Origin of the sequence: Streptomyces atroolivaceus, from assembly GCF_000717025.1 — a bacterium.
Lineage (GTDB): Bacteria > Actinomycetota > Actinomycetes > Streptomycetales > Streptomycetaceae > Streptomyces > Streptomyces atroolivaceus.
On sequence record NZ_JNXG01000006.1, the window covers coordinates 156058 to 176857 of the forward strand.

At 68.3% G+C, this 20800-nt stretch carries 17 protein-coding genes and 2 pseudogenes; 9 read left to right on the plus strand and 10 right to left on the minus strand.

Annotated features, from left to right (window positions below):
• Positions 1–443: 443 nt before the first annotated feature.
• Complete coding sequence (locus tag OO67_RS15390; protein ID WP_033300586.1) at positions 444–2222, plus strand: PucR family transcriptional regulator; 1779 nt, start codon at positions 444–446, stop codon at positions 2220–2222.
• 301 nt (positions 2223–2523) lie between these two features.
• On the opposite strand, the gene OO67_RS15395 is transcribed toward OO67_RS15390, so the two are convergent.
• The 6 genes and pseudogenes from OO67_RS15395 to OO67_RS15420 form a co-directional block, all read right to left on the minus strand.
• A complete protein-coding gene (locus OO67_RS15395) occupies positions 2524–3459 on the minus strand; it encodes an acetate/propionate family kinase (RefSeq protein WP_244300203.1) in 936 nt (311 codons plus the stop codon).
• Positions 3460–3932: 473 nt separating this feature from the next.
• Complete coding sequence (locus OO67_RS38595) at positions 3933–4112, minus strand: hypothetical protein (RefSeq protein WP_157841683.1); 180 nt, start codon at positions 4110–4112, stop codon at positions 3933–3935.
• Between the two features lie 1059 nt (positions 4113–5171).
• A complete protein-coding gene (locus OO67_RS15405) occupies positions 5172–5411 on the minus strand; it encodes a pyridoxamine 5'-phosphate oxidase family protein (protein WP_051709429.1) in 240 nt (79 codons plus the stop codon).
• 88 nt (positions 5412–5499) lie between these two features.
• Positions 5500–5823 carry a hypothetical protein gene (locus OO67_RS15410; RefSeq protein ID WP_244300205.1) on the minus strand — a complete coding sequence of 108 codons (324 nt, stop codon included), beginning with the start codon at positions 5821–5823 and terminating at the stop codon, positions 5500–5502.
• 44 nt (positions 5824–5867) lie between these two features.
• Positions 5868–6296 (minus strand): annotated as a pseudogene (locus OO67_RS40825) (methyltransferase domain-containing protein); the annotation flags it as partial.
• On the minus strand, positions 6248–7006 hold the full coding sequence (locus tag OO67_RS15420; RefSeq protein ID WP_033300593.1) for an SDR family NAD(P)-dependent oxidoreductase: 759 nt from the start codon (positions 7004–7006) through the stop codon (positions 6248–6250). The gene OO67_RS15420 and the pseudogene OO67_RS40825, both read right to left, overlap by 49 nt.
• Before the next feature lie 150 nt (positions 7007–7156).
• Between OO67_RS15420 and OO67_RS15425 the strand changes: the two genes are divergently transcribed.
• The 3 genes from OO67_RS15425 (at position 7157) to OO67_RS15430 (ending at position 11139) form a co-directional block, all read left to right on the plus strand.
• Positions 7157–7804: a TetR/AcrR family transcriptional regulator gene (locus OO67_RS15425; protein WP_033300594.1), complete on the plus strand. Its 648-nt coding sequence runs from the start codon at positions 7157–7159 to the stop codon at positions 7802–7804.
• A gap of 296 nt (positions 7805–8100) precedes the next feature.
• Positions 8101–8271, plus strand: a complete 171-nt coding sequence (locus OO67_RS38600; RefSeq protein ID WP_157841684.1) for a hypothetical protein — start codon at positions 8101–8103, stop codon at positions 8269–8271.
• A 1149-nt stretch (positions 8272–9420) separates the two neighbouring features.
• Positions 9421–11139, plus strand: coding sequence for a SpoIIE family protein phosphatase (locus tag OO67_RS15430; RefSeq protein WP_078597922.1), 1719 nt, complete (start codon positions 9421–9423; stop codon positions 11137–11139).
• Between the two features lie 840 nt (positions 11140–11979).
• On the opposite strand, the gene OO67_RS15440 is transcribed toward OO67_RS15430, so the two are convergent.
• Positions 11980–12318 (minus strand): helix-turn-helix domain-containing protein, encoded by a 339-nt coding sequence (locus OO67_RS15440; protein WP_033300599.1) that lies wholly within the window; start codon positions 12316–12318, stop codon positions 11980–11982.
• A gap of 976 nt (positions 12319–13294) precedes the next feature.
• On the opposite strand from OO67_RS15440, the gene OO67_RS38605 reads away from it, so the two are divergent.
• Together OO67_RS38605 and OO67_RS15445 are read left to right on the plus strand one after the other, a co-directional pair.
• Complete coding sequence (locus OO67_RS38605) at positions 13295–13480, plus strand: hypothetical protein (RefSeq protein ID WP_157841685.1); 186 nt, start codon at positions 13295–13297, stop codon at positions 13478–13480.
• 708 nt (positions 13481–14188) lie between these two features.
• The gene (locus OO67_RS15445) at positions 14189–14722 is read left to right on the plus strand and encodes a DUF7822 domain-containing protein (RefSeq protein WP_033300600.1); all 534 of its coding nucleotides are present in this window, start codon (positions 14189–14191) and stop codon (positions 14720–14722) included.
• A 254-nt stretch (positions 14723–14976) separates the two neighbouring features.
• Here the strand turns inward: OO67_RS15445 and OO67_RS39790 are convergent.
• Together OO67_RS39790 and OO67_RS15450 are read right to left on the minus strand one after the other, a co-directional pair.
• Positions 14977–15330, minus strand: a pseudogene (locus tag OO67_RS39790) (hypothetical protein); the annotation flags it as partial.
• Positions 15331–15523: 193 nt separating this feature from the next.
• Complete coding sequence (locus OO67_RS15450; protein ID WP_033300601.1) at positions 15524–16156, minus strand: FMN-dependent NADH-azoreductase; 633 nt, start codon at positions 16154–16156, stop codon at positions 15524–15526.
• Positions 16157–16292: 136 nt separating this feature from the next.
• On the opposite strand from OO67_RS15450, the gene OO67_RS15455 reads away from it, so the two are divergent.
• The 3 genes from OO67_RS15455 to OO67_RS35705 all read left to right on the plus strand — a co-directional run bounded on the left by OO67_RS15455 (position 16293) and on the right by OO67_RS35705 (position 17981).
• Complete coding sequence (locus tag OO67_RS15455) at positions 16293–16904, plus strand: TetR/AcrR family transcriptional regulator (protein ID WP_033300603.1); 612 nt, start codon at positions 16293–16295, stop codon at positions 16902–16904.
• 397 nt (positions 16905–17301) lie between these two features.
• On the plus strand, positions 17302–17574 hold the full coding sequence (locus tag OO67_RS38610) for an aminotransferase class I/II-fold pyridoxal phosphate-dependent enzyme (protein ID WP_157841686.1): 273 nt from the start codon (positions 17302–17304) through the stop codon (positions 17572–17574).
• Between the two features lie 59 nt (positions 17575–17633).
• Positions 17634–17981: a PLP-dependent aminotransferase family protein gene (locus OO67_RS35705; RefSeq protein WP_051709431.1), complete on the plus strand. Its 348-nt coding sequence runs from the start codon at positions 17634–17636 to the stop codon at positions 17979–17981.
• 1305 nt (positions 17982–19286) lie between these two features.
• Here the strand turns inward: OO67_RS35705 and OO67_RS15465 are convergent.
• The gene (locus OO67_RS15465; protein WP_033300605.1) at positions 19287–20000 is read right to left on the minus strand and encodes a tectonin domain-containing protein; all 714 of its coding nucleotides are present in this window, start codon (positions 19998–20000) and stop codon (positions 19287–19289) included.
• Between the last annotated feature and the right edge of the window lie 800 nt (positions 20001–20800).

The following is a 20800-nucleotide window of genomic DNA, read 5'->3' on the forward strand; positions in this document are numbered from 1 at the left end:
GTACCGGCTCTGCTTCGTCGAGCGGAGCGAGGCACAACCCCGGCAACCGCACCCAACACGCCTGGCAAAGGCAAGAGCTGAACAGCTCTATGACCGGCACCCTCAAGACCAGTCCTGAGAGGGGAAACGAAACTGAGACCACGGGGCCGAGCCGGTTCACAGCCCGAACAGCCAGACGGTACGTCTCGTATGAGGCAGCCAGCCTGTAATGCTGCTCCGTCGTCGCCCTGGGCCTCCTGCCGGTTTGAACACGGAGGACTTCGAACGCATCCCAGCATGGCGAGCCGCGTGATTTCACGCCTGCGCCTGGCCGGCCAGAAAAGCACGGGCCCGGTCACCCCACGAGCACTACAGTGGAAATAAGGATATTTCGCACAGGGTGGCTCACCAGCGGGGGGCCGCACACCGCTTCGCTCGCCCTCTGAGGGCTCGGGAGTGATCCCATGGCCAGGAGTCGGCTGCAACACCTGTACCGCCGCTCCGACCGAGGGGGCCGTACGTCGCGGGACAGCCCCCGACGGACCTCCGCAGCCGCGGGCGGAGAGCCACGCCCACCTGCTCAGTTTCCCGGCGGCCAGGCCCTCCGCGAGCTCACGGTGCTGTCCTGCACCCTGTTCGACACCCCGGACGAAAGCGAGATCCTGCGCCTGGCCATGGACCACATAGCCGACATCGGGCCGTACAGCGCCGAGGCGAGCTACCTCGAAGCAGACGGAGACCTCGTCCCCAGCCCGAGGAACCGGAAGAGCCATGCCTTGGCCGTGGACCGGAGGGTGCGGGAGCTGGCCGGACAGGACGGTCCTGTGACCGTGCCCGGCAGGCCCTGGGGCCAGGCCCTGGGACTGCGCGGACTTGAGGAACTCCACGGTTACCTCGTAGTGACGGCCCGCTCCCGGCCCACCGAAGCCCAGCGGTCCCTGCTCGCCACACTCGTCCGGCACACCGCTGCTGCACTGTCAGTCGCGGTCGCACACCGCCGCCGACGCGAGGAGGCCCTGGAGCTGCACCGCCTCAAGGAGGAACGCGCAGCCCTCCAAAGGCAGCTGATCGCCGTCGTAGCTGAGCTGGCGTACCAGCGGGCCGTTCACGCACTCATGGCCGACGTCGCCGCCGCGGGCAGCGGCGAGGAAGCCGTGACCTGCGCACTGCACAAGCTGACTGGACTCCCCGCACTGGTCGAGGACCGCTTCGGTCGGCTGAGGTCCTGGACCGGCCCCGACCGGCCCGACCCTTATCCAGAACCGGACCCCGTGCGCCAGGACGAACTTCTGCCCGCCGTCGCCCGGGAGGCCGGGCCGGTGCAGATCAAGGACCGGCTGATCACTCTGGTCCGCCCGCACGGCGAGATCCTGGGCATGCTGGCTCTGGTCGATCCCCAGGGTGAGGCAGACGAGCACACCGTGCTCGCGCTGGAACAGGCCGCCACATCGCTCGCCCTGGAGCTGGCGCACCTGCGCAATCTGGCCGAAGTGGAGCTGAGGCTGCATCGCGAGCTGGCCGACGACCTGCTGGCAGGCACGGACGCAACAAGCGCCTACGCCCGGTCCGAGGCAGTCGGACACGACCTGCACCGCAGCCACTACATCGTCGTGGTGCAGTGGGCGGACCGGACTGCGGACGATTCCTTCGCGCAGATCGTGGGCCGGGTGGCCTCTGCCGTGGGCATGCGCTCGCTGCTGACCCGACGTTCCGACCACGTGGTCCTGGTCGCCGACGACAGGCCGCACGCCCGAGCGCTGTACGAGGCACTCGCCCTGGAGACGGGGACGCCGTCCGGGACAATCGGAGTGAGTGCCCCGTGCGACTCCCCGGACGACATCCCCCAGCGCTACCAGGAGGCGCAGCGCGCCCTGGAAGTGCGCCGCCACTCCCGCAAGCGGTACGGCATGACGTTCTTCGAGGAACTCGGCCTCTACCGCATCCTGGGCCCTGGCAACGATTACCGGGAACTGGAGGCTTTCGTCCACGAGTGGCTCGGACAGCTCATCGACTACGACGCCCGACACCAGGCGGTCATGGTGGAGACCCTCACCCGGTACTTCGACTGCGGCGGCAACTACGACGAGACCGCCGCGTCCCTCGCGATCCACCGCAGCACGCTGCGCTATCGGCTGCAGCGCATCCGCGACATCAGCGGCAACGACCTCGCGAACGTGGAAGACCGGCTCAACCTCCAGGTGGCGACCCGAGTGTGGAAGATCGTGCTGGGCGGATCCGGCTGATGCCTGGTACAAGAGCTGGGCAAGTGCATTACAGGGCCCTGGAGTCGGGAGATCCGTTCCTTCGACCGTGATGTGTGCGTCCCGGCGTCGGATGCAGGCCGGGCCGTGCTCCCGCCCCCGCCGGTCTCGTGACTGCGCAGCAGTGTGTTCGCCCGCTGCCCACCACTTGGCGCTGTCCGCTGGTTGCGAGAGCGGCAGCAGGGCACGACCCCAAGCTGAGCAACGTTCGCTGAGCAACGTTCATGGAACACGCCCTGTGTGTGAACTCCGGATGCAGACATGGCGGTGGCGTCGGTCCGCCTCAGCGGTGAGCCAAGAGAGCCCGGGTCTCAACGTTGATCTGTTGAGCCTCTCCGGTGGGAACGACCACGACGGGAACTCGCGCGCCGGGCTCGCTGATGATTTCGGGACGTTCGGCAACCAGTGGTAGCAGGCCGCCCGTGAGGCCGAACACAGACAGCCCGGCGCACACCTCCTCACGCACCTCAGGCTGGTCCTCGCCGATCTCACCGGTGAAAACGAGAGCGTCCAGACGGCCCAAGGATGCGGCCATCCCGGCGATGCCGCGACGGCACTGGTGCGTGAAGACGTCAAGAGCGAGTGCGGCGCGCTCATCGCCTGCCGCCCGGCTGCGGACAAGGTCGCGCGTGTCGTCCGAAGTGCCGGACAGGCCGAGCAGACCGGACCTGTGGTTCAGAGCGTGCTCGATCTCGTTCGCAGACACATGCTTCCGAGTCAGCAGCCAGGTCAGGGCGCCAGGGTCGACGCTGCCGCTGCGATGACTCATCACCAGACCCTCCAAGGGCGTAAAGCCCATCGTCGTATCGACACTGCGCCCGTCACGCACCGCACAGGCGGAGCAGCCACCGCCAAGGTGCACCATCACCAGGTGCAGCTGCTCGGGACGGCGGCCGAGGAGTTCAGCGGTGCGGGCCAGTGCCCAGGCGTAGGACAGGCCGTGGAAGCCGTAGCGGCGCAGTCCGTACTTGTCGCGCCAGCTGGAAGGTACCGCGTACTCCCGTGCCGCAACGGGTAAGCCGACGTGGAAGACGGTGTCGAAACAGGCGACGTGCGGAACTCCCGGCAGCAGATCCCGAGCCGCGTCCAGAACGGTCAGGGCTTGGGGGACGTGCAATGGCGCGAGGTCTGCCACCCGGTTCAAGCGGGCACGCACAGCGTCGTCCAGCAGAGTGTGGCTGCGCAGCTCCGATCCGCCGTGGACGATGCGGTGACCCACAGCTGTAGGAGCCGGCCCTTCCCTCAGCAACTGCCGCAGCGATCCGGTTGCCCCCTCGCCAGGCGGAGAGTCACTGTGGTGTTCGTTAAGGACTTGACCACCATCCCCGAAAACCGTCAGACGCAGGCTCGATGACCCCGCGTCAGTCACCAGTACCGGGCTGGTTCGTGTGCGCACACACCGATCCTTTCCCTCGTTCCACAAACATTCCTCGAAAGAGTTTCAGGACTTTCGTGGCAGGCTTCCACGCCCCGGCACTGAGTACCCGATCCGATCGCACTGGAAACAGAACGGTGCGTTAAGCGAGCCCGGCAGACCGGCAATCGGCGTATCGAACAGCAGGGCGCTCAGACCCACTGGCGACTTCCAATCGCCGCCACGGCCGATGTAGGGCAACGGAACAGACCGGACAGCCAGTCGGCCCAGACGTCCCGGGGGTAGAACTCGGGGTCGTCCTACCCGGACGGCCTCGTCTACGCGGCCCGCGCGTTCCAGACCTGGGCCTGAAGGTCCTGCGCATTACTGGCATCAAGGTTCCATCGCTCCACACCGCAGGCGCTGCGGGCCCGCTCGGCCTTCGGTGCGAGCAGTTCGAGGACTCGCTCGTCCCGGTTCTGTCCCTCGGTCAGCTCGACAGAACGGACAACAGCCATCCCCGGCCCAGATGCGGGTGAGAACGGCGATCGCCTCATCCACCTGCCCCGCCCTGACCAGCAACTCCGCGACGTAGCGGCACGCGTGCTCCGACGCCAGACCCGTATCGTCCGGGCGGCCCCGGTCCAGCGCCTGCTGTACCCGTCCGCCTGCAGCATGACATCTGCGGCTGCCCAGCATGCCGGCTCCCAGCCAAGCTCGACGAACGGCTCCAGCACGCCCAGAGCCCGCTCGAACTCCGCTGTCTTGCACAGCTCGCGCGCGGCCGCCCTCGCGCAGGACCACGCTCCCCTTGAAGCCGCCCGGACCAGCAGCTCCACGTGCCCCTGCTTCAACCGCAGGTCGACCAACCACCGAGACTCCGTGACTCCCACGATCATCGATATTCCGGGCTGAGCGTACGGCCGCCCACTGACAAGCGTGGGACGAGGTGTGCGCGGCCTGGCGGTGGTGGGAGGAGCGTGGGCGGCCCGGCCGCAACCGCTTCGGCGTCACGACCCACCGCGCCGGCGGCTGCCGTATCTGCCTCAACAACCCCGCTCTCCCTTTTCCCGCCACAACCTGTCCGTGGACCCGGTGGACGAGCCGCTGTCGTAGTCCCCCGGGGGGCCTGAGTGCCGACATGCCCCCGTGGCCACGCGGAGTCGGGCTGTCAGGCTTCAGCTTCCGTCAGCCAGGCGCTACACGCTCCGTCCTGTGCTCGGCCCAGGTGGAGATCTGGCGTGTGAGCGGCCGTGCGGGCGCAGATCCGGCCGCAGGCGCCGTGGCGGGCGCGGGCCACAGCCGGGCCAGTTCCTCGGGGAGGGCGAGCCAGGCTGGGTGTTATGCCTGGTGGCCGGATGCCCGCCGGTCGCCGTCGCTCCGACCATCTGGCGGGGCGATCGTCGAAGCCAGTCGGCATGCACCGAGCCACAACTTGTACGGTCCGGGAGAGGGAGAGGTTCCTCCGGCGAAGGCCAAGCCTCGAGCGTCGGCGGTCCGGTCGGCAGGCTTGAACGGCTCCTCGCGCAACCACGTGAGCCAGGTGGGAGTTTTGGGATTCGGCGCCGTGCTCCTGGTCAGCGGCGAGGGGTGTGCAATGTCTCGACGCTGATCGTCAGCAGAACGCGTTCCTGCTGTTGGCCGCCGAACTGTGGGTAGGGGCGCCCCAGATACTTGTGTGCCAGCTTGTCGATGTGCTCCTCGGCGCCCTGCGTCGTGGACGATGCGACGATGCCACGGGCTGCCCAGTAGCGGGCTGGCGCGGTCGGGTCGGCGATGGCCACGGCGACGCGTGGGTCGCGGGCGACGTTCTTCATCTTCTGGTGCGTGGTGACCGTGTTGATGAGGATGTTGTCACCGTCGGTGTCGACGTCCCGACTGGGCCAAGCGAAAGCACTTCCTTCGCTACGCCCGTCGTCCCCGCTGCAGCGGCTCCGGCCACTCCTGCCGGTCGGCCTCGTGAGCGGCGGCGACGGCCGCGTGCTTGCAGCTCTCGCACAGGTGCGGGTGGGAGTCCTTCGGGGTGCCCCAGTCCGTCGCCTGTGCCGCCTCCCGAGGGGCGTCGGTGAACTTCGTCCCGCAGCCGGTGCAGACGGGGCGGCGGACTTCGCGCTCGGCTGCCTCACGGTCCCAGTGCCGCCGGTCGATGCCCTGCCGGCCGGCCGTCTGGCAGCCGTTCAGGGTCATGAACTTCTCTCGGTGGACATCGAGGCTCTCGGCTGCCTGCACGGTGGTTACCCGCTGGGGAGCCCGCACCCTCGAACCGCATGTCAGCCTGGGAACGACTCCACGTTCGTCGCAACGGCCTTCGGCGCGTTTGCCAGCGCGAGGACGAGCATCTCCTCGATCATGTCCAGCCCGTACGCCCTTGGCGGTCGCACCGACGCGGCGGGCGGACAGCAGGACGTCGATGCCCCCGCCGGAGCCCAGGTCTGGGACGCGCTCGCCCTCGTCGAGGTCGGCGTCCGCGGTGGGTTACCGCAGCCGAGCGACGCCGCGACAGCGCCATCCAGCCGGAAGCTCATCGGCTCGACTCCTCCTTCATGTCCTGCGAGTCCGGGAACACGACGGTCCCGCCCAGTTCTGCACGGTCCACCGATACATTCCCGGTTCTGCCTGGTAGGCGGCGGGACACACGGTGTGGGCGGGGTCCCTACAACAGGGCCCCGCCGGACACTTCGAGGCGCTGGGCGGTGACCCATCGCAGGTCCTCCGAGGCGAGCGCGGCGATGGCGTCGCCGATCTCCTCAGGTTCACCGACGCGGCCGAGCGCGGTCTGCGCGCCCAAGCCCTCGCGCATCTGCGCGTCGTCCCGCATGGCGCCGCCGTTGAAGTCGGTGGCGGTCGGCCCCGGCGCGATGGTGTTGACGCGGATCTTCCGCTCCCCCAGCTCCACGGCCAAGGTCCGGCTGAGGACCTCGACCGCCGCTTTGGAGGCCGAGTACACCGAGGTACCGGCGCTGGTGTGGCGGCTGAGGGAGGAGGAGACGTTGATGATCCGCCCCCCGTCGGCCAGCACGGGCGCAAGCGCCTGGATGAGGAAGAACGTGCCGCGCACGTTGGTGTCCATCACCGCGTCGTAGTCGTCGAACGTGACCGCTTCCAGCGGTCCGAACAGCCCGATCCCGGCATTGTTGACCAGGACGTCCAGCCGGGTCGCGTCCCAGCGCTCCAGCTGCGCGGCCAGGTGGGAGACGAAGGCGGGAAAGGAGGCCACATCGCTGATGTCCAGCCGCAGTGCGGCGGCCGTGGCGCCGGTGTCCTGAATGCTCTTGACCGTCTCCTCGGCCTCCTGCGCGTCGCCGCGGTAGGTGGCGATGACGCGCAGCCCGTGCCGGGCCAGCGACTGGGCCGTGGCCCGGCCCAGCCCGCGATTACCGCCGGTGACCAATGCGATCTTGCCTGACTCCATGAGTGCTTCTCCATGCGTGAACGCAACGACGCCGGCGGAGAGTGCTCCCGCCGACCGAATGCGAGTCGTGCGACTCGCCTCCCTGTCCACGTAAACACCCACACAGTGGCGAGTCAAGTGACTCGCCTCGTGATGGGTCATACTGGGCCCATGACCGCAGGACTCTCCGCGCACCATCAACGACTCGCTCAGCGCAAGCGCGAGGCGATCACCGCAGCGGCCACGAAGCTGTTCCTGGAACGGGGCTATGACGGGACCTCGCTGGCGAAGATCGCGCAGGAAGCGGTCGTCTCGAAGTCGACGCTGTTCAAGCAGTTCCCCACCAAGGCGGCGCTCTTCGAAGCCATCGTCACCGAGTACTGGAAGAGCGGGCCGGACCCGGCGACGCCCGCGCCGCACCCCGGTGACCTGCGCGCCGGCCTGAGCACGATCGGCCGCCAGTACGCCGGCCTGATCGGCCGGCCCGCGATGGCGGCCCTCTTCCGCATCGTCATCGCCGAACTGCCGCGCTTCCCGGAACTGGGACGGGCTCAGTTCGAACTGGGCAAGCTGCCCTACTTCATCTCCGTCCAGCACTACCTGGAGGCCGAGCACGCCGCGGGCACAGCGGTGGTACCCGAAGCGGAGAGCGCCACCAACCAGTTCCTCGGAATGATCGCCAACTACGTCCTGTGGCCGCGGATGCTGCTCGCCGACTGGAGCCCCGCACCTGCCGACGTGGACCACGCCGTCCAGGAGGCCGTCACGACGATGTTCGCCCGCTACGGCCACAGCGCCGGCGACCCGCAGCACTCCTGAGGGCTCAGGCGCCGCCGCGGGTGCGGACAGCGCCCGCCCCGGACCCCCGGAACGCTGCTGGAGACTGCCGGTCGGTGCCGGGGCGGCCTGTAGGCGTCATTCACGGCGACAAGGGACCCGTCGGCGGCCGTGCCGCCGGAAGTTCCTTTTCGGCCCCGGCGCTGGGCTCGGCAGATCGGGATCCAGGGACGAGCAGCTGGCGGTGCTCTGGAAACGGGTGGTCGCGGAGTCCTGAGAGGCACAGCGAGTCGCGGACGAGCACGACATCGACTGGTAGCTGGCTCCTCACGAGTCGAATGCCGTCCTCGCCCTGTCCGGCGCCGGACGACGTCGCCGCGGACGCTCTGGCGACCCAGCGGGAGCAGTGGGAGCTCGAGCGGTTCGCCCGGATCCATCGCCGCCTGCTGGCAGACCTGTCCGGCCTGGTGCCCGCGGACGTCGGCGCGCTGCGCTCCGCTCTGCTGTAGAGCAGGATTTGAGCACCAGCACCAGCACCAACGCCGCGCAGGAAGGCCGAGCCGTGCGGTGGCTGCGCGCCTTGACCGACGCCGCAGCCTACCTCGCCGCCGTACTCGTGGTCCCGCCTTGCTCGCCCTGGACGTGGTCACCACCGCCCCGCTGGACGAACCGACCCGGGACGCTGTGCGGCTGCCAGCCCCCTGGTCGCTCATCACGCACGACGCCGTCCCCCTGCGCGGGGGCCCAAGCTGATGACGACGAGCTCGCCACGCTCGGCGAGGCCGGCCTGTGGGCTCGGAGCCGGTCATCCTCGGCGGCCTGCTCGCCGCTCAGCCGGACGGACGGCTCGACACCACGTTCGGGTTCCTGCTCATCTCCTCCCTCGACCCGGCGGGCGAGCGGCGGTGGGGTGCTGCAGCCGGCCGCGTAAGCTGCGTACGGCGACCACGTCGGCGGCCGAGTGCTGTACGGATACGCCGCTCGGCCGGCATTCACTCGGTGGACGCCTCCGCCCGCTCTACCGGGCCCCGGACCGTGCCCCACGGCGCAGCACCCTGGGCAGGATCGCCACGAGCAAGGCCGGCGGCGGGCGGCTTCCACGAAGTCCGTGTCCTGGACTTCACCCCGCCGCCGAGGAACCGCCCGAGGAGCGCCCGGCGCCGCTTGTCTGCGGCACGTGGCGGCGGGCGCCCTGGAAGCCCGGCGTGCGGATGGAGAATCGCGACAGCAATGGGCGGAGCGTCGGGCCGGTCTACAAGGACGGCGCGGTCGAGGACCTCCCGTTCACCCGTGAGCGCCGGTTCTTCCCTCGCGTCCGGGTCCGCCCCGGCCTCCCTCTCGCTCCCATCACCCCGACGCCCTGGCCGGAGAAGATGGCCAACACAGCGCCGTCCGCTTTCCCCCCGCCGCCCACCCAACCTCCACGCCCACCCCCACAGCAGGACAGCCCAGGTAGAAGAGGGGAAGTCTGACCCTCACCACCAGACCTCACCGTGCGCGCTTCACTGAAGTTGAGCCAGAACCTCTTTTACGTAAACGGAGCCACACATGGAGATGCCCAGCCAGGGCAGAGCACATGGAGATGCCCAGCAATTGATCTCGCCCTTCGGGGGCACGCGGGTACATTTCGAGTAAGTCTGCACCCGCCGAGGAGAGCCATGGACATAACCGGTGCCGCCACTGGAGATTCCCCCGTGCCCGGTCCCCAGACGTGGTCTGGGGCCCTGCTTGGCGCAACACTGGCGGACGTCCAGACGGCTGTCGTCGTCGTCGACGACAGTGGACTCATCGTCTCGGCCAACGGTACGGCCCAGGGCATGCTGGGCCGCAGCTTCGAGGAACTCGTCGGGCAGGATTCCCACGACCTGCTGCACCGCGACAGTCACGGGCACGCCACACCCCGCACCCGCTGTCAGCTGAGAAACGCGATTCTCGCCGGGAGAACCGAGCACGGCGACTCGGAGTGGTTCGCTCGCGGGGACGGGACGCTTGTCCGGCTGTGCTGGCTCGTCGCGCCCTGCTCCGGACCGGAGAGGACGGGTGCGCTGGTGCTGCTGTACGAATCGAATCCTGGCGTGTCAGACGAAGGGGTCGATGAGGTCCCAGCACCGCTGTCGGAGCTGGACCGCTTGACCCTGTTGGCGGAGACGACCACTCAGCTGACGTCCACCTTGAACGTGGACGAGGCACTGCGTCGGCTGACAGCCCTGACGGTGCCCCGGCTTGGGGACTGGGCGGTAATCGATCTGCTCACCGAACAAGACGAGGTTCGACGCGCTCTGGTGACGGAGCACAAGGACGGAATCCTGGTCGAACGGGAGGACCTGCAAGGGCCCATGCCCCCGGTGCCACAGGAGTCCCCGATGCCTCTGTCCCGGGCTCTGCGCGGCGCCGCGTCCTCTCTCGCCGGCCCTGCCACGTACCAGGGCCCGCCTGATTCCGGAATCGCGGTCGAGCAGCGTCGGTTGTTCACCGAGACGGGCATGCACTCCGCCGTCATCGCGCCCATCCGGGGTCTGCGCGACGTGCTCGGAGCCCTGACCCTAGGACGCTCGGAACGTCCCAGCGCCTTCACCGCCGCCGACCTGCCGCTGCTTGAGGACATCACCCGCAGGGCCGGTCTAGCGCTGGACAACGCGCGTCTGTACCAGCGCCAGCGCAAGGTCGCCGAAACCATGCAGCGCCACCTGCTGCCCCAGCTCCCCACCGTCCCTGGGGTAAATATGGCGGTACGGTACGTACCCGCTCCGCACGCCTCCTCCGTTGGCGGTGACTGGTACGACGCTTTTGCGCTCACCGACAGCACCCACGCCCTGGCCATCGGCGACGTCGTCGGACACGACCTCGACGCAGCAGCTGGCATGGCGCAGGTCCGCAACATGCTGCGCGCCTTCACCTGGTCCCGACCCGAGGCCATGCCCAGCGCGGTCGTCACTCAGCTCGACAACGCCTTGAAACACGTGGCCGAGGTTCCCATGGCGACCATGATCCTGGCCACGCTCGCCCTCGGCGACGACAAGCTGTGGCAACTGCGTTGGACGAACGCAGGCCACCCTCCCCCGCTGCTGGTCAGCCACGACGGTCGTACCCGCTACCTCACAGAAGCTCACGGCATTCTGCTCGGGACCGGCATGATCCGGCCTCGCCCCGATGCCGTCACCGTCCTGCCGCCCCGCACCACCGTCCTGCTCTACACCGACGGCCTGGTCGAGTCCCCTCACCACTCCATCGACCACGGACTGGACCGGTTGCGTCGACACGCGGCCTCTCTTGCCCACCGCCCTCTGGATTCCTTCTGCGACCTGCTGCTGGAGCAAGTCCGCCCCGACGACAACGACGACGATGTCGCCATGCTGGCGCTGCGCACACCCACATAGAGGGGCCAAAAACACCCGCGTCAGACGTAGGGATGTGGGGTGAGGGCGCTGCTTCTGCCCGGTGCCTCGCGTGTCGGCAGCGTCGGGCAGCAGCCAGGTGAGCACCTCTTGCTGGCGGAGGTCTTCAAGCGCTGCTTTCGGCAGGCCGCGGCCAGCTCTGTGGGGGTGGTGGAGCAGTACGCGGTCGAGGGAGGCTGGGTGGTCGTTGGGGGCGGCGACTTTGCTGGGAACACAGTGCTCCGGCTACGGCAGGCTCTGGAGGCGGCCACGCCACCCAGCCTCTGGTGATTCCGGATGCCGGCGCGGTGACCTTGGCCGACGCCACCACCCTGAGCCTCCTGCTGCGTACCTACCAATCGACCGACTTCAGGATCGTGGCCCCGGCCCTTCTGCCGGATGCTGAGAATCACCGGCACCGACCAGGTCCTGGCGATTCGGCCGACCGTGGAAGCAGCACGCATCTCCTAACCTCGAACAGGGGCGCGGTGGCATAGGCACCGTCCTCTGTCAGAGCTTCGAGATACACCGCGAACCCGTGGGAAAACGGCTCCGCGTCCGGCTCTCGCCGCAGGACGAGCCCCACGGCGACCCGGCCGGCCACCCCACCTGGTAGCAGCCCTCCGCCCGGCAACCACAGCGGCCCCATCCGTGGGGCCGCCGTGGTTGCCTCACGGAAGTAGTCCAGCACTTGCGACGGTACGGCCCGTCACGGTTTGCAGTAGCGGCAAGACTGTCCGGCAACTGGACACCGCATGGGCCCCGGCCTCGCAACCGCAGCCGGTTTCGTGCTCACGGAAGTGTCCAAGGCATGCGACGGCTCGGCTGGTCTGGGTGGTGGTGTCAGGCCGCGGTCAGCGGGTTCGCCGATTCGATGGCGTGGCGGTGTTGGGCGTTCAGGCGCTGGGCCTCTTCGAGCTGGTCCTCGAGAACGACGATGCGGCAGGCGGCCTCGACGGGGGTGCCGTGGTCGACGAGTTCGCGGGCCCGGGCAGCGATGCGCAACTGGTAGCGGGAGTAGCGGCGGTGGCCCCCTGCGGAGCGCAGCGGAATGATCAGGCGGGCTTCTTCGATGGCGCGCAGGAAGCCGGGGGTGGTGCCCAGCATGTCGGCGGCGCGGCCCACGGTGTAGGCGGGATAGTCGTCGTCCTCGAGACGGTTGAAGGAATCGTCTGCTGTCATTTCACCTTCCTGTGGAACACGCGTGGAGGGGCCCTGGTGCCGGTCCGGCACCAGGGCCCCGAAGGAACTGCTACACCATCTGCCGGCCCTCGTACTGCGCCGGCCCTCTTGGTCCGCACTCGCTCCCGGGGAATGGGAGGGTGTGCGGGGATCGCGGATGCGTGACCGGAGACCACCTCACTATCGATGTCCTGCGGTACCCGAGCTCCGTGTTATCCCGCCCGGGCGATCCTGATGGCGCTTCAACTCCTCCGTTCTTCCCTCTGGACCAACTACTTACCAAACCGGTACTGCGGTTGCTGCTGATACTGAGACTGCGAACAACTGGCGGCCTGGAACAGCGCCACCCCTTTTCTTCGGCAGCCAGCCCCGTCGCCCGTCCTGCGTCTGCTCTGGCTTGGAACCCCACTGCCGAACTTCCCGGTGCGCGCGCCCGCAGCCGACGCCTTCACCCGGGGGAACACTGGTACTGCACTGCGGATCCTGCGGTACTGCTGGCCCCTGATCACTGCGGGCCACCCGGTCCGGCGTCAGCCCCGTCGCCATCCTGCAACAACCTCGGCTTCGGCACTCCACCACCGCACCGTCCTGCGAACTGCAACTGCGTACTACTGCCCTGCAGTTCGTCCCTGCCGGGCCCTACTGTCTTCTTAGCTACGAGAGAAACCATACCCACGCGGCCACCCAATGTCTACTCTGGTGAACACAGATTTTGGAGTGTCGGCAGAGAAGGAAGCCTCCCGGCGCGTTCGAAGGCCGGGCCTTACCGCCAGGCGGTGTCGTCCGGCTGGTCCGCTTCAGCCCGGCCTGCCGGACCGGTGCACCTACGGGGCCGTCGGCGATGTTCGCCATGCAGAGCTCCACGCGACGGGCCCTGTCGCCCCCCCCCCCCCCCCCCCCCCCCCCCCCCCCCCCGGGGCGGGTCGGGACGGAATGGCTGTGCGGCGAACACCCGCCGCGCACCGCAAGGTTGTCCTTGACCGGTTCGGACGGCATCGACGCGAACGGATGGGTGACCGGCCTCGGCGTCCTGTCCAGCCGCCCGGTGCTCGACGGTGAGGAGCACCCCGTAAAACTGGACGTCGTTCTGGAACATTCGAAGACCCGCCGCAGAGCGACGATGAGCGCACTAGGTACGGCGGTGGCGAGCAGAGCGAGGTAGTCCACGAGCGTCTCCTGGGTTGAGGGCGTGCGGGGGTAGGGCGGTGGCGGTGCGGGAGGAAAAGGCCCCCTGCCCGGTCGGCGGGTCGGAGGAGAAAAAAAGCCCTCCCGCCCCGGACAGGCCGGAGTGAGAGGAGGGGGAACGTGCAGACCAGCAGACCGGTCAGTCGTTCGTGTTCACGGGCGTCGGATTTCTGCGCAAGCCCCCCGAAACCGCGGTGCAGCGGGTCGGCTGCCGCGAGAACGGGCGCATGTCGGCCTCAAACAGCACTTCAGCCAGTAGAGCGCGAGACCCGGCCGACCTGCACCACACGCCTCCTGTTTGGAGTAGGCGGCACTCATCGGCGGCCCGCGGGACGGGCAACGCCTCGACGTCACCGGGAGCGCCCAGCAGCTGGTGGACGGCGCAGCACTCATCACCGAGCTCGGCGCGTACGCGCCTGGCCGGCGCACCCACTACGAGGGGCAGCCCGGCGCCCCGGACCGGCTGCACTGGGTCGGCGACATCCCCTGACGCACTGTGGCCCACCGAGGGGCAAGGCCGCTTTTTTGAGATCATCGGATCGTTCCGCGCGCCGCTCTCCAGGTGCAGGCCGGGAGCGGACCGATGCCCACCCCGCCCGATCCGAAGCCTTCCCGCGCGTTCTGACCGCGCGGCAGGAGTCCGACGGCGCCGACATTGTCGGTGCCCCTTGCTAGCGTCGCCACCATGGCAAACCGTTCATATCTCTACTCCGCAGACTCCATGCCGAACGAGGCAGAGATCCCCAAACGAATCCGATGCATATCGGAGCACAGCTGGGACATCCCGCTCGCGCACAAGCTCATGGTGGGACGCGGAACGACGATCGTCCCGTCCATGATCTGGAATCCTCCGATCGGCATCGCTGCGGACTACGCCGACGGGGCGGCCCTGCTCCACAGCCTCTTGCGTGCGGTCGGCAAGGGCCTGGAGAATGACGCCGAGTTCGCCGAATGTGTGGCCAGGACCACCGCCCACCTCGAGAAGCAGCAGGCGACGTACTTCCTCCTCGAGACCGGGGAGATCGTCTCGATGACGGGCGACGATCCAGCAGCGAGCGTGCGGCGTCTGGCGTCCGAGGACATACCCGACGCCGTTGCGAAGGCTGAGGCTGCGATCGTCGGCCGGAACGGCGACTGGCTCGCCTCGGTCCGAGCCGACTGGCAGAAGCACTTCGCGTCCTTCTACAGCGAGGCGCTCTACTTCTCCTTCCCCGAGTGACGAGGCCCGCGGCGCGGTGCCGGGCGATCCCGGCTTGATCCGAAAGACAGGATCTATGCCCGTAAGTCACCACGGCGCCCCCGCTTGTCCCGGACCGTGCAGTGGAAGAACTGGCTGGTGCGCCTCGCATCGGGGAACAGGGAGGCACGCCACCTGGCTGGCGAGATCAGCCGCTCCGGAGAGGGCTTTCGGGTCCGGAGAGGGCTTTCGGGTCCGGCCTTCGGGCCCTCCTCGACGGCCTGGAGCAGGAACTGGCCACAGCACCACTCCTGCCGCCCGTGGCTCTTGACGAAGTAGCGCACACACCGGGGCGCGGTGCAGGACCGCAACTGCGCGCACTGCGGGCGGGTGGGAAAGTCGATGGGCGCTCGGGCCAGGGCCGCGACAAGGCGAACATTCGGATCGTTCTCCGCAGACGGCGGTCGGGCGGCAGGAAATCCTTCGACGGTCCAGTCGATCTGTGGAGCGACCGGTTCCCGCGGGGCCGCCGTCTTGAGGTGGGCCGTTGCCTGATCGGCAGTCATCGGACGATGAGCGTCCGCCTGACTGGGGAGAGCAGGACTGACCACTCGGGCGAACAGGATCCGGACCGCCTGCCGAAGCTCGATGTTGCGCAGCACTGCCCACCCCTACACGATCCGATTTTCGGAGGGCGCTGATCCAGGCCATGCCTGAAGGGCTCGCGATGGCTCGAGTCGTCGGACACACTGGTCAGTGAGCAGCCGACGCCTGGGGCAGGGGTGGACTCCGGCGGTCGGCGTGACCGGACGGATGCGGAACCCCTGCCGGGGCCGGGAAGTGTCAGTTCCCCGCGAGTGTCCGGCCGGCCTGGCGGGCGGCGGTGAGGGCCTGCGAGTGCTGCTGCTCGCCGAGGTCGCGCAGGCTCTCCATACCGGGAGTGGTGGCGGCGAGGGTGAGTTCCCGCCTGATGACGGTGAGGTCGGCCTGCCAGACGTCGGCGAGGACGCGCTCGAGGTAGGGGGTGGAGTGGTCCCAGCCTTCACGCGGGGTGCCGGGTCCGTAGCCACCACCGAGCGTGGTGACCAGCACGGTGGGAGTGCCCTTCAGTATGGGGGTGGTGGGACCGGCTCCGGCGATAACAAGGTCCACCCAGGTCTTGAAGTGCTGGGAGACGCCGTAGTTGTACAACGGAACGGCCAGCACCGCGGCGTCGGCGTTCTGCACCTCGTCGGCCAAGGCCGCGGCCAGGGCGAGGGCCTCACGCTGAGCCGGGGCGCGGTCAGCCTCTGGACTGAAGGCGCCGGTCGTGGCGAGAGCCCAGGCGTCGGCAGGGAGGGAGTTGGCGCCAAGGTGGCGGCGGGTCACGGTGGCTCCAGGTTGCGCGGCGGCCCACTCGGCCTCGGCCACGTCGGCGATCTCAGCGCTGATGGACGTGCCGGGCAAAATGCTGGCATCCAGACGGAACAGGTTCATGGCGTGATTCCTCGCAGGTGAATGGTCCGCGGATGCGGAGACAGAGCGTGGGGTGCGACGGGACGGGGCGTCTCGCCTCACCCATTCAACATAAACGGACTTTACCCCGCTTGCAACCGTCGGATAGATTGAGCATGTGGAACGGCCCGTTATCCCCCTCGGAAAGCCGCGCGGTGAGCGCGCTGACGCCGCGCGCAACCGCGAGCGCCTGCTGGACACGGCGCGCGGGATGATCGCCGAACACGGCGCGGAGAAGGTGACGATGGACGGTCTGGCCGAACGCGCCGGACTGGGCAAAGGCACCGTGTTCCGCCGCTTCGGAACCCGCGCCGGCATCTTCCGGGCGCTACTCGACGCCGATGAGCGGCGGTTCCAGGAGCAGGTACTCTCCGGTCCCCCGCCACTGGGCCCCGGCGCCGACCCGGTGGCACGCCTCATCGCCTACGGACGTGCTCGCATCGCCTTCCTTCTGGACCACCACGTCATCTCCCGGGCCGCCCTCGACCGCGCCCAGCCAGTCCCGGCCGGCGACGCGTCGGTCTCACAGATCCACATCCGCATGCTGCTCGACCTGGCCAAGGTGCCCGTGCCCGATCTGAACGGCCTCTCCATCCAGCTCACCGCCGCACTGGAGGGCCCACTGTTGCTGTACCTATCCATGCCGGAGACGAGCACCCCCCCGAGCATGGACGCCGGCCGCTACCTCGGTGACAGCTGGCAGGCCCTGATCGAGCGCATCACCCACTGAGCCGTTTCCAACCTGACGGGCTGTTGGATCGCGAGCAATGTGCGCATAGTGAAGTGCTGGTCAGAGTCAGGGTATGCGCGAGCCTGCGCCTGTCCGGCGACAAACGCATCGTCGACACGGTGGCCAAGTCGCTCTAGGCGATGCGGGGGGGCGCGGCTTGCCTCAGGAGTGCTGCTCTATGAGGAGCACCCGCAAACCTAGCTGGAACGGGAGCTGGCCGCTGTCTCGGTTCGGGGGCGGGTGTTCTGTGCCGGCCAGGGTGGGATGCGAATGTGGGGTTGCTGCAAGCCTTGGCGGGACCCGAGGTCCCGGTGCACCTGGATCTGCTGGGGCACATGTCGCTGTGGGCGGGGGCGAAGGCGGCTGGTGCCCCGGTGCGGCCTTCAGGCACAACGATGTGGCCCATCTGCTGCGCCGGATCGAGGAGTACGGGCCCGGGGTGATCGCGGTCGACTCGCTGTACAGCGTGTGCGGCAGCATCGCGCCGCTGGGCGCGTTGTGCGAGGTGGCCGAGCAGACTGGTTGTGTCCTGGTCGTGGACGAGGCGAACTCGCTGGGCACCCACGGCCCGCAGAGGCCGGACTGGCGGGACGGGGCATCTCCGCACGGTGAGTATGTCGAAGGCGTTCGCGACCCGGGCCGGCTGCATCACCTGTACGGATACGGATGAAGACTTCGCCGGGTACTTCAAGATGACTTCCCACCCGGCCGTCTTCGCCTCCACCCTGGGTGCCGTCCGACCCGGTACAGATCGCCGCCACTCTGGACGTGGTCCGTGAGGACGAATGGCGCCGCACCCGCCTGCGTGAGGTCACCGCCACCCTTGCGCGAAGCCCTCATCGGGCTCGGATACGCCTTCGTGGATCGGCCGCACACATCATCTCGCTGCCCACCGGGCCGGACGAAACAGTCATCCAGGTACGCCACATCACGGAAGACCACGACGTGTTCGCATCCGTCTTCTGTCCCCCCGCCACCCCCCGCAACCGCACCGCACTGCGGCTCTCCCTGCACTGCGATCTCACCGGCCAGGACGTGAACCGCATCATCCACGCCTGCGAGATCACACGCCCCTGATCCCCGCACCCCGCGCACTCACCGGCTGATTTCTCGGCCAGAGCCTGGTGGCCGACGCCATCACCGCCGAGCGCCCCGACCGGCGACCGTCTCGGCCTTATGGGACGAGATCCCCTCCGAGGGGGTCCACGACAGGCCCGTGACCACTCGCTGATCACGGCTGCCGGGGCGTGGGGACCCTGAGTTCACCGGTGCTCGGAAGCTGTGTGGTCGGTGCGGCCCCTTGACTCTGAAGTGGTGGATGACTTCGGCGTAGTCGCTTTCGTGGAGGAAGTGGAAGCCCATCTGCTGGAAGGCGCTCGTCTCCCGCTCAGTGGGCGCCGTGTGGTAGCGGCGCTGCGCCCGGCCCTGCGACTGATGTGCTGGCCGTCGGCCTTCTGCCAGACCTGTGAGTTCCTTCAGGAACAGGTCGACTCCCAGCTGGTAGAGCCGGGGCAGGTGCCAGAACAGGGAGCGGGTGCGGTCGGGCGGTGGAGATCACCGGGCCGGTATCGATGCCGTGGTCGATCTGGTGCACAGCCTGATGAGCTGCTGCTCGCCGCTGACCAGGGTGTGCATGAGGGCTGCGCGCCCCACGTGCTGCGGCAAGGGCCCCGGCGTGCATGTTGAAGATGCCCTGGGCGGGAAGGGACAGCATCGGTTCCTTGGAGATCAGGTCGAAGCGTACCGAGAGGATCAGGTCGGGCCGGAAGGAGCGGGCGAGGTCGTAGCCGTCCCCGGTGTTGATGGGGCGGACGTCGTGGAAACCGACACCTTGACGACGCGCGAGGTGCTGAAAAAAGTGAGCAGCTCGCCGGCGGGTTCGTCGAGGCGGTCCAGCAGCGGGAAGACGGTGTGGTCGGTGACGTGGCGTTCGAACCAGCGCTGGCGGCCCAGCGGATTGTCGGGGCTCGGGTCACCCGGGGCGGCGTGTTGAGTACGACCGCCACGGTATGCCCATAAGGCCGGGCGGCAGCCTGTTCAGCGCCACACAGACCACCAGGTCCCGCTGGGCACACACCAGAACACGCACCGACGACTTCTTATGAAAGATGTGACGGCGGCGTACCCGCCTCGCCAAGACCCAGTGGCGCTGACATGGCGGCGCCGTGGTCCGGCCCGCCGCGGGCCGGACCACGGCGCAGATCCGGTCGGCCAGGATCCTCGCGGTGACTTCGCAGACGACCTGGCCGAAGAGGTGACTATGCCGCTTCCACCTCCGCCTTCGCCCACCGCGCGACCTGCTGAGGTGTGAGTTGCGACCCGGCGGCGCACGACACGACGAGGCGCGTGTGGCCGCCGGGACGCATGGACAACGGCCAGGGATCAGCTGGGCTGGTCGCCGGTGTACCGGTAGATTTCGGCGCCGCTGTTGATGTGCCAAACGGTGCCGTCGGCGCCGGCGGCGATGTCGATGGCGGTGCCGGGGATCTTGATCCACGGGTTGGTGCCGCTGGCGTCGTTGTTGGTGTACCTGTAGATGCTGCCGGCGGGGTCGACGCCCCACACGTTCGTCCGGGAGCCCACCGCGATGCGCTTGAGGCTGCCGTTGACGTTCTTCCACGGGTTGGCGCTGTCCTGGTCGCCGGTGTATCGGAAGACCTGGTTGCCTGCATTGACACCCCACACGGTGCCGTCGGCGCCCGCCCCGATGTCGCTCAGCGCCCCGGTGATTTTGATCCACGGGTTGGCGTCGTGGTTCGTGTACCGGAAGATGCCGCCCGCCGAGTCCACGCCCCACACGTTCGTCCGCGAGCCCGCGTCGATACGGACCAGGCTGCCGGAGATGCCCTTCCACGGATTCGCGCCGTCGGTGTCCCCTGTGTAGCGGTAGATCTGGTTACCGCCATTGACCCCCCACGTCGTGCCGTCGGAAGCCGCGCCGATGTCACTGAGGCCCCCCGGGATGTTGATCCACGGGTTGGCATCGTAGTTGGTGTACCGGTAGATCGCGCTCGCCGCGTTCACACCCCACACCGTCGTCCTGGAGCCCGCCGAGATGGCCGTGAGAGCCCCTGCGACCTTCACCCAATCCGCCATGCCAAACACCCTTCCTCAGACCGTCGTTGCGACCATCCTGAGCGGCCGGATGGGGCAATAAAGTGCCTGAACGCTTGTCTTGATAACAAACAAGCCAACAAGTCAGGGTTTCAGCTCCTACCGTCTTGCGGGACAAGGCAGGCAACAGCCCGCCTGGCATCCTTTCGACCTGAAGAGCTGTCCTGCTCCCGGGGGATCGACAAGATCTTCAGCCCGTGGATCCGTCATGCGTACCCACAGCTGTACCTGCATCCGCGGCTTCCTCTAACCCGCCCGTAGGGGGGACGTCCATCGGCAGGGGTTGAAGTCCTTCCTCTACCGCCTGTGCCTCTACGCAGCAGCGAAGGGAACGGCGAAGGTGACGCTCGGCGGCTCGCACTTCGAACAGTCGCCCCGATCAGAGGGAGGTGGCGTCGGGCATGTGGCTTTGTTCATGGGAACGTTCTCGTGGACAAAGCCGGCCGGCCCGTAATAGTGCGGGAGCGGGATGAAGGCGCGTGGCTGCGCCGGATCGATCATCTGTCGGTGGCAGTGCGTCTGGGGCTGCCCGCCGCTGCCGGGAGCGGAAGCAGGCCCGCGAGCCACCGTTCGACCGGATCGGTCCTGTCGGCCGGGTGTCGGCACACACGATGTTCGTGGTCGGGTCGGAAGCGTTCCCGTGCACGTGTGCGAGGTAGGAAGAGGAAGGCACCGGGGCCTCCCGCAGCTCTCGGACTCGACGCCCTGGAGCGGTGCAGGAGGCCCGGCTTCCCTGCCCGACCCGATGGAAGATCAGCCGACCAGGCTTTGGTGGTCACACC

What these genes read in the sequence shown, in the direction of transcription:
- OO67_RS15390 (WP_033300586.1), top strand. Translation starts at nt 444, where the DNA reads ATGGCCAGGAGTCGGCTGCAACACCTGTACCGCCGCTCCGACCGAGGG.
- OO67_RS38595 (WP_157841683.1), bottom strand. Translation starts at nt 4,112, where the DNA reads ATGGCTGTTGTCCGTTCTGTCGAGCTGACCGAGGGACAGAACCGGGAC.
- OO67_RS15405 (WP_051709429.1), bottom strand. Translation starts at nt 5,411, where the DNA reads ATGAAGAACGTCGCCCGCGACCCACGCGTCGCCGTGGCCATCGCCGAC.
- OO67_RS15420 (WP_033300593.1), bottom strand. Translation starts at nt 7,006, where the DNA reads ATGGAGTCAGGCAAGATCGCATTGGTCACCGGCGGTAATCGCGGGCTG.
- OO67_RS15425 (WP_033300594.1), top strand. Translation starts at nt 7,157, where the DNA reads ATGACCGCAGGACTCTCCGCGCACCATCAACGACTCGCTCAGCGCAAG.
- OO67_RS38600 (WP_157841684.1), top strand. Translation starts at nt 8,101, where the DNA reads ATGCCGTCCTCGCCCTGTCCGGCGCCGGACGACGTCGCCGCGGACGCT.
- OO67_RS15430 (WP_078597922.1), top strand. Translation starts at nt 9,421, where the DNA reads ATGGACATAACCGGTGCCGCCACTGGAGATTCCCCCGTGCCCGGTCCC.
- OO67_RS15440 (WP_033300599.1), bottom strand. Translation starts at nt 12,318, where the DNA reads ATGACAGCAGACGATTCCTTCAACCGTCTCGAGGACGACGACTATCCC.
- OO67_RS15445 (WP_033300600.1), top strand. Translation starts at nt 14,189, where the DNA reads ATGGCAAACCGTTCATATCTCTACTCCGCAGACTCCATGCCGAACGAG.
- OO67_RS15450 (WP_033300601.1), bottom strand. Translation starts at nt 16,156, where the DNA reads ATGAACCTGTTCCGTCTGGATGCCAGCATTTTGCCCGGCACGTCCATC.
- OO67_RS15465 (WP_033300605.1), bottom strand. Translation starts at nt 20,000, where the DNA reads ATGGCGGATTGGGTGAAGGTCGCAGGGGCTCTCACGGCCATCTCGGCG.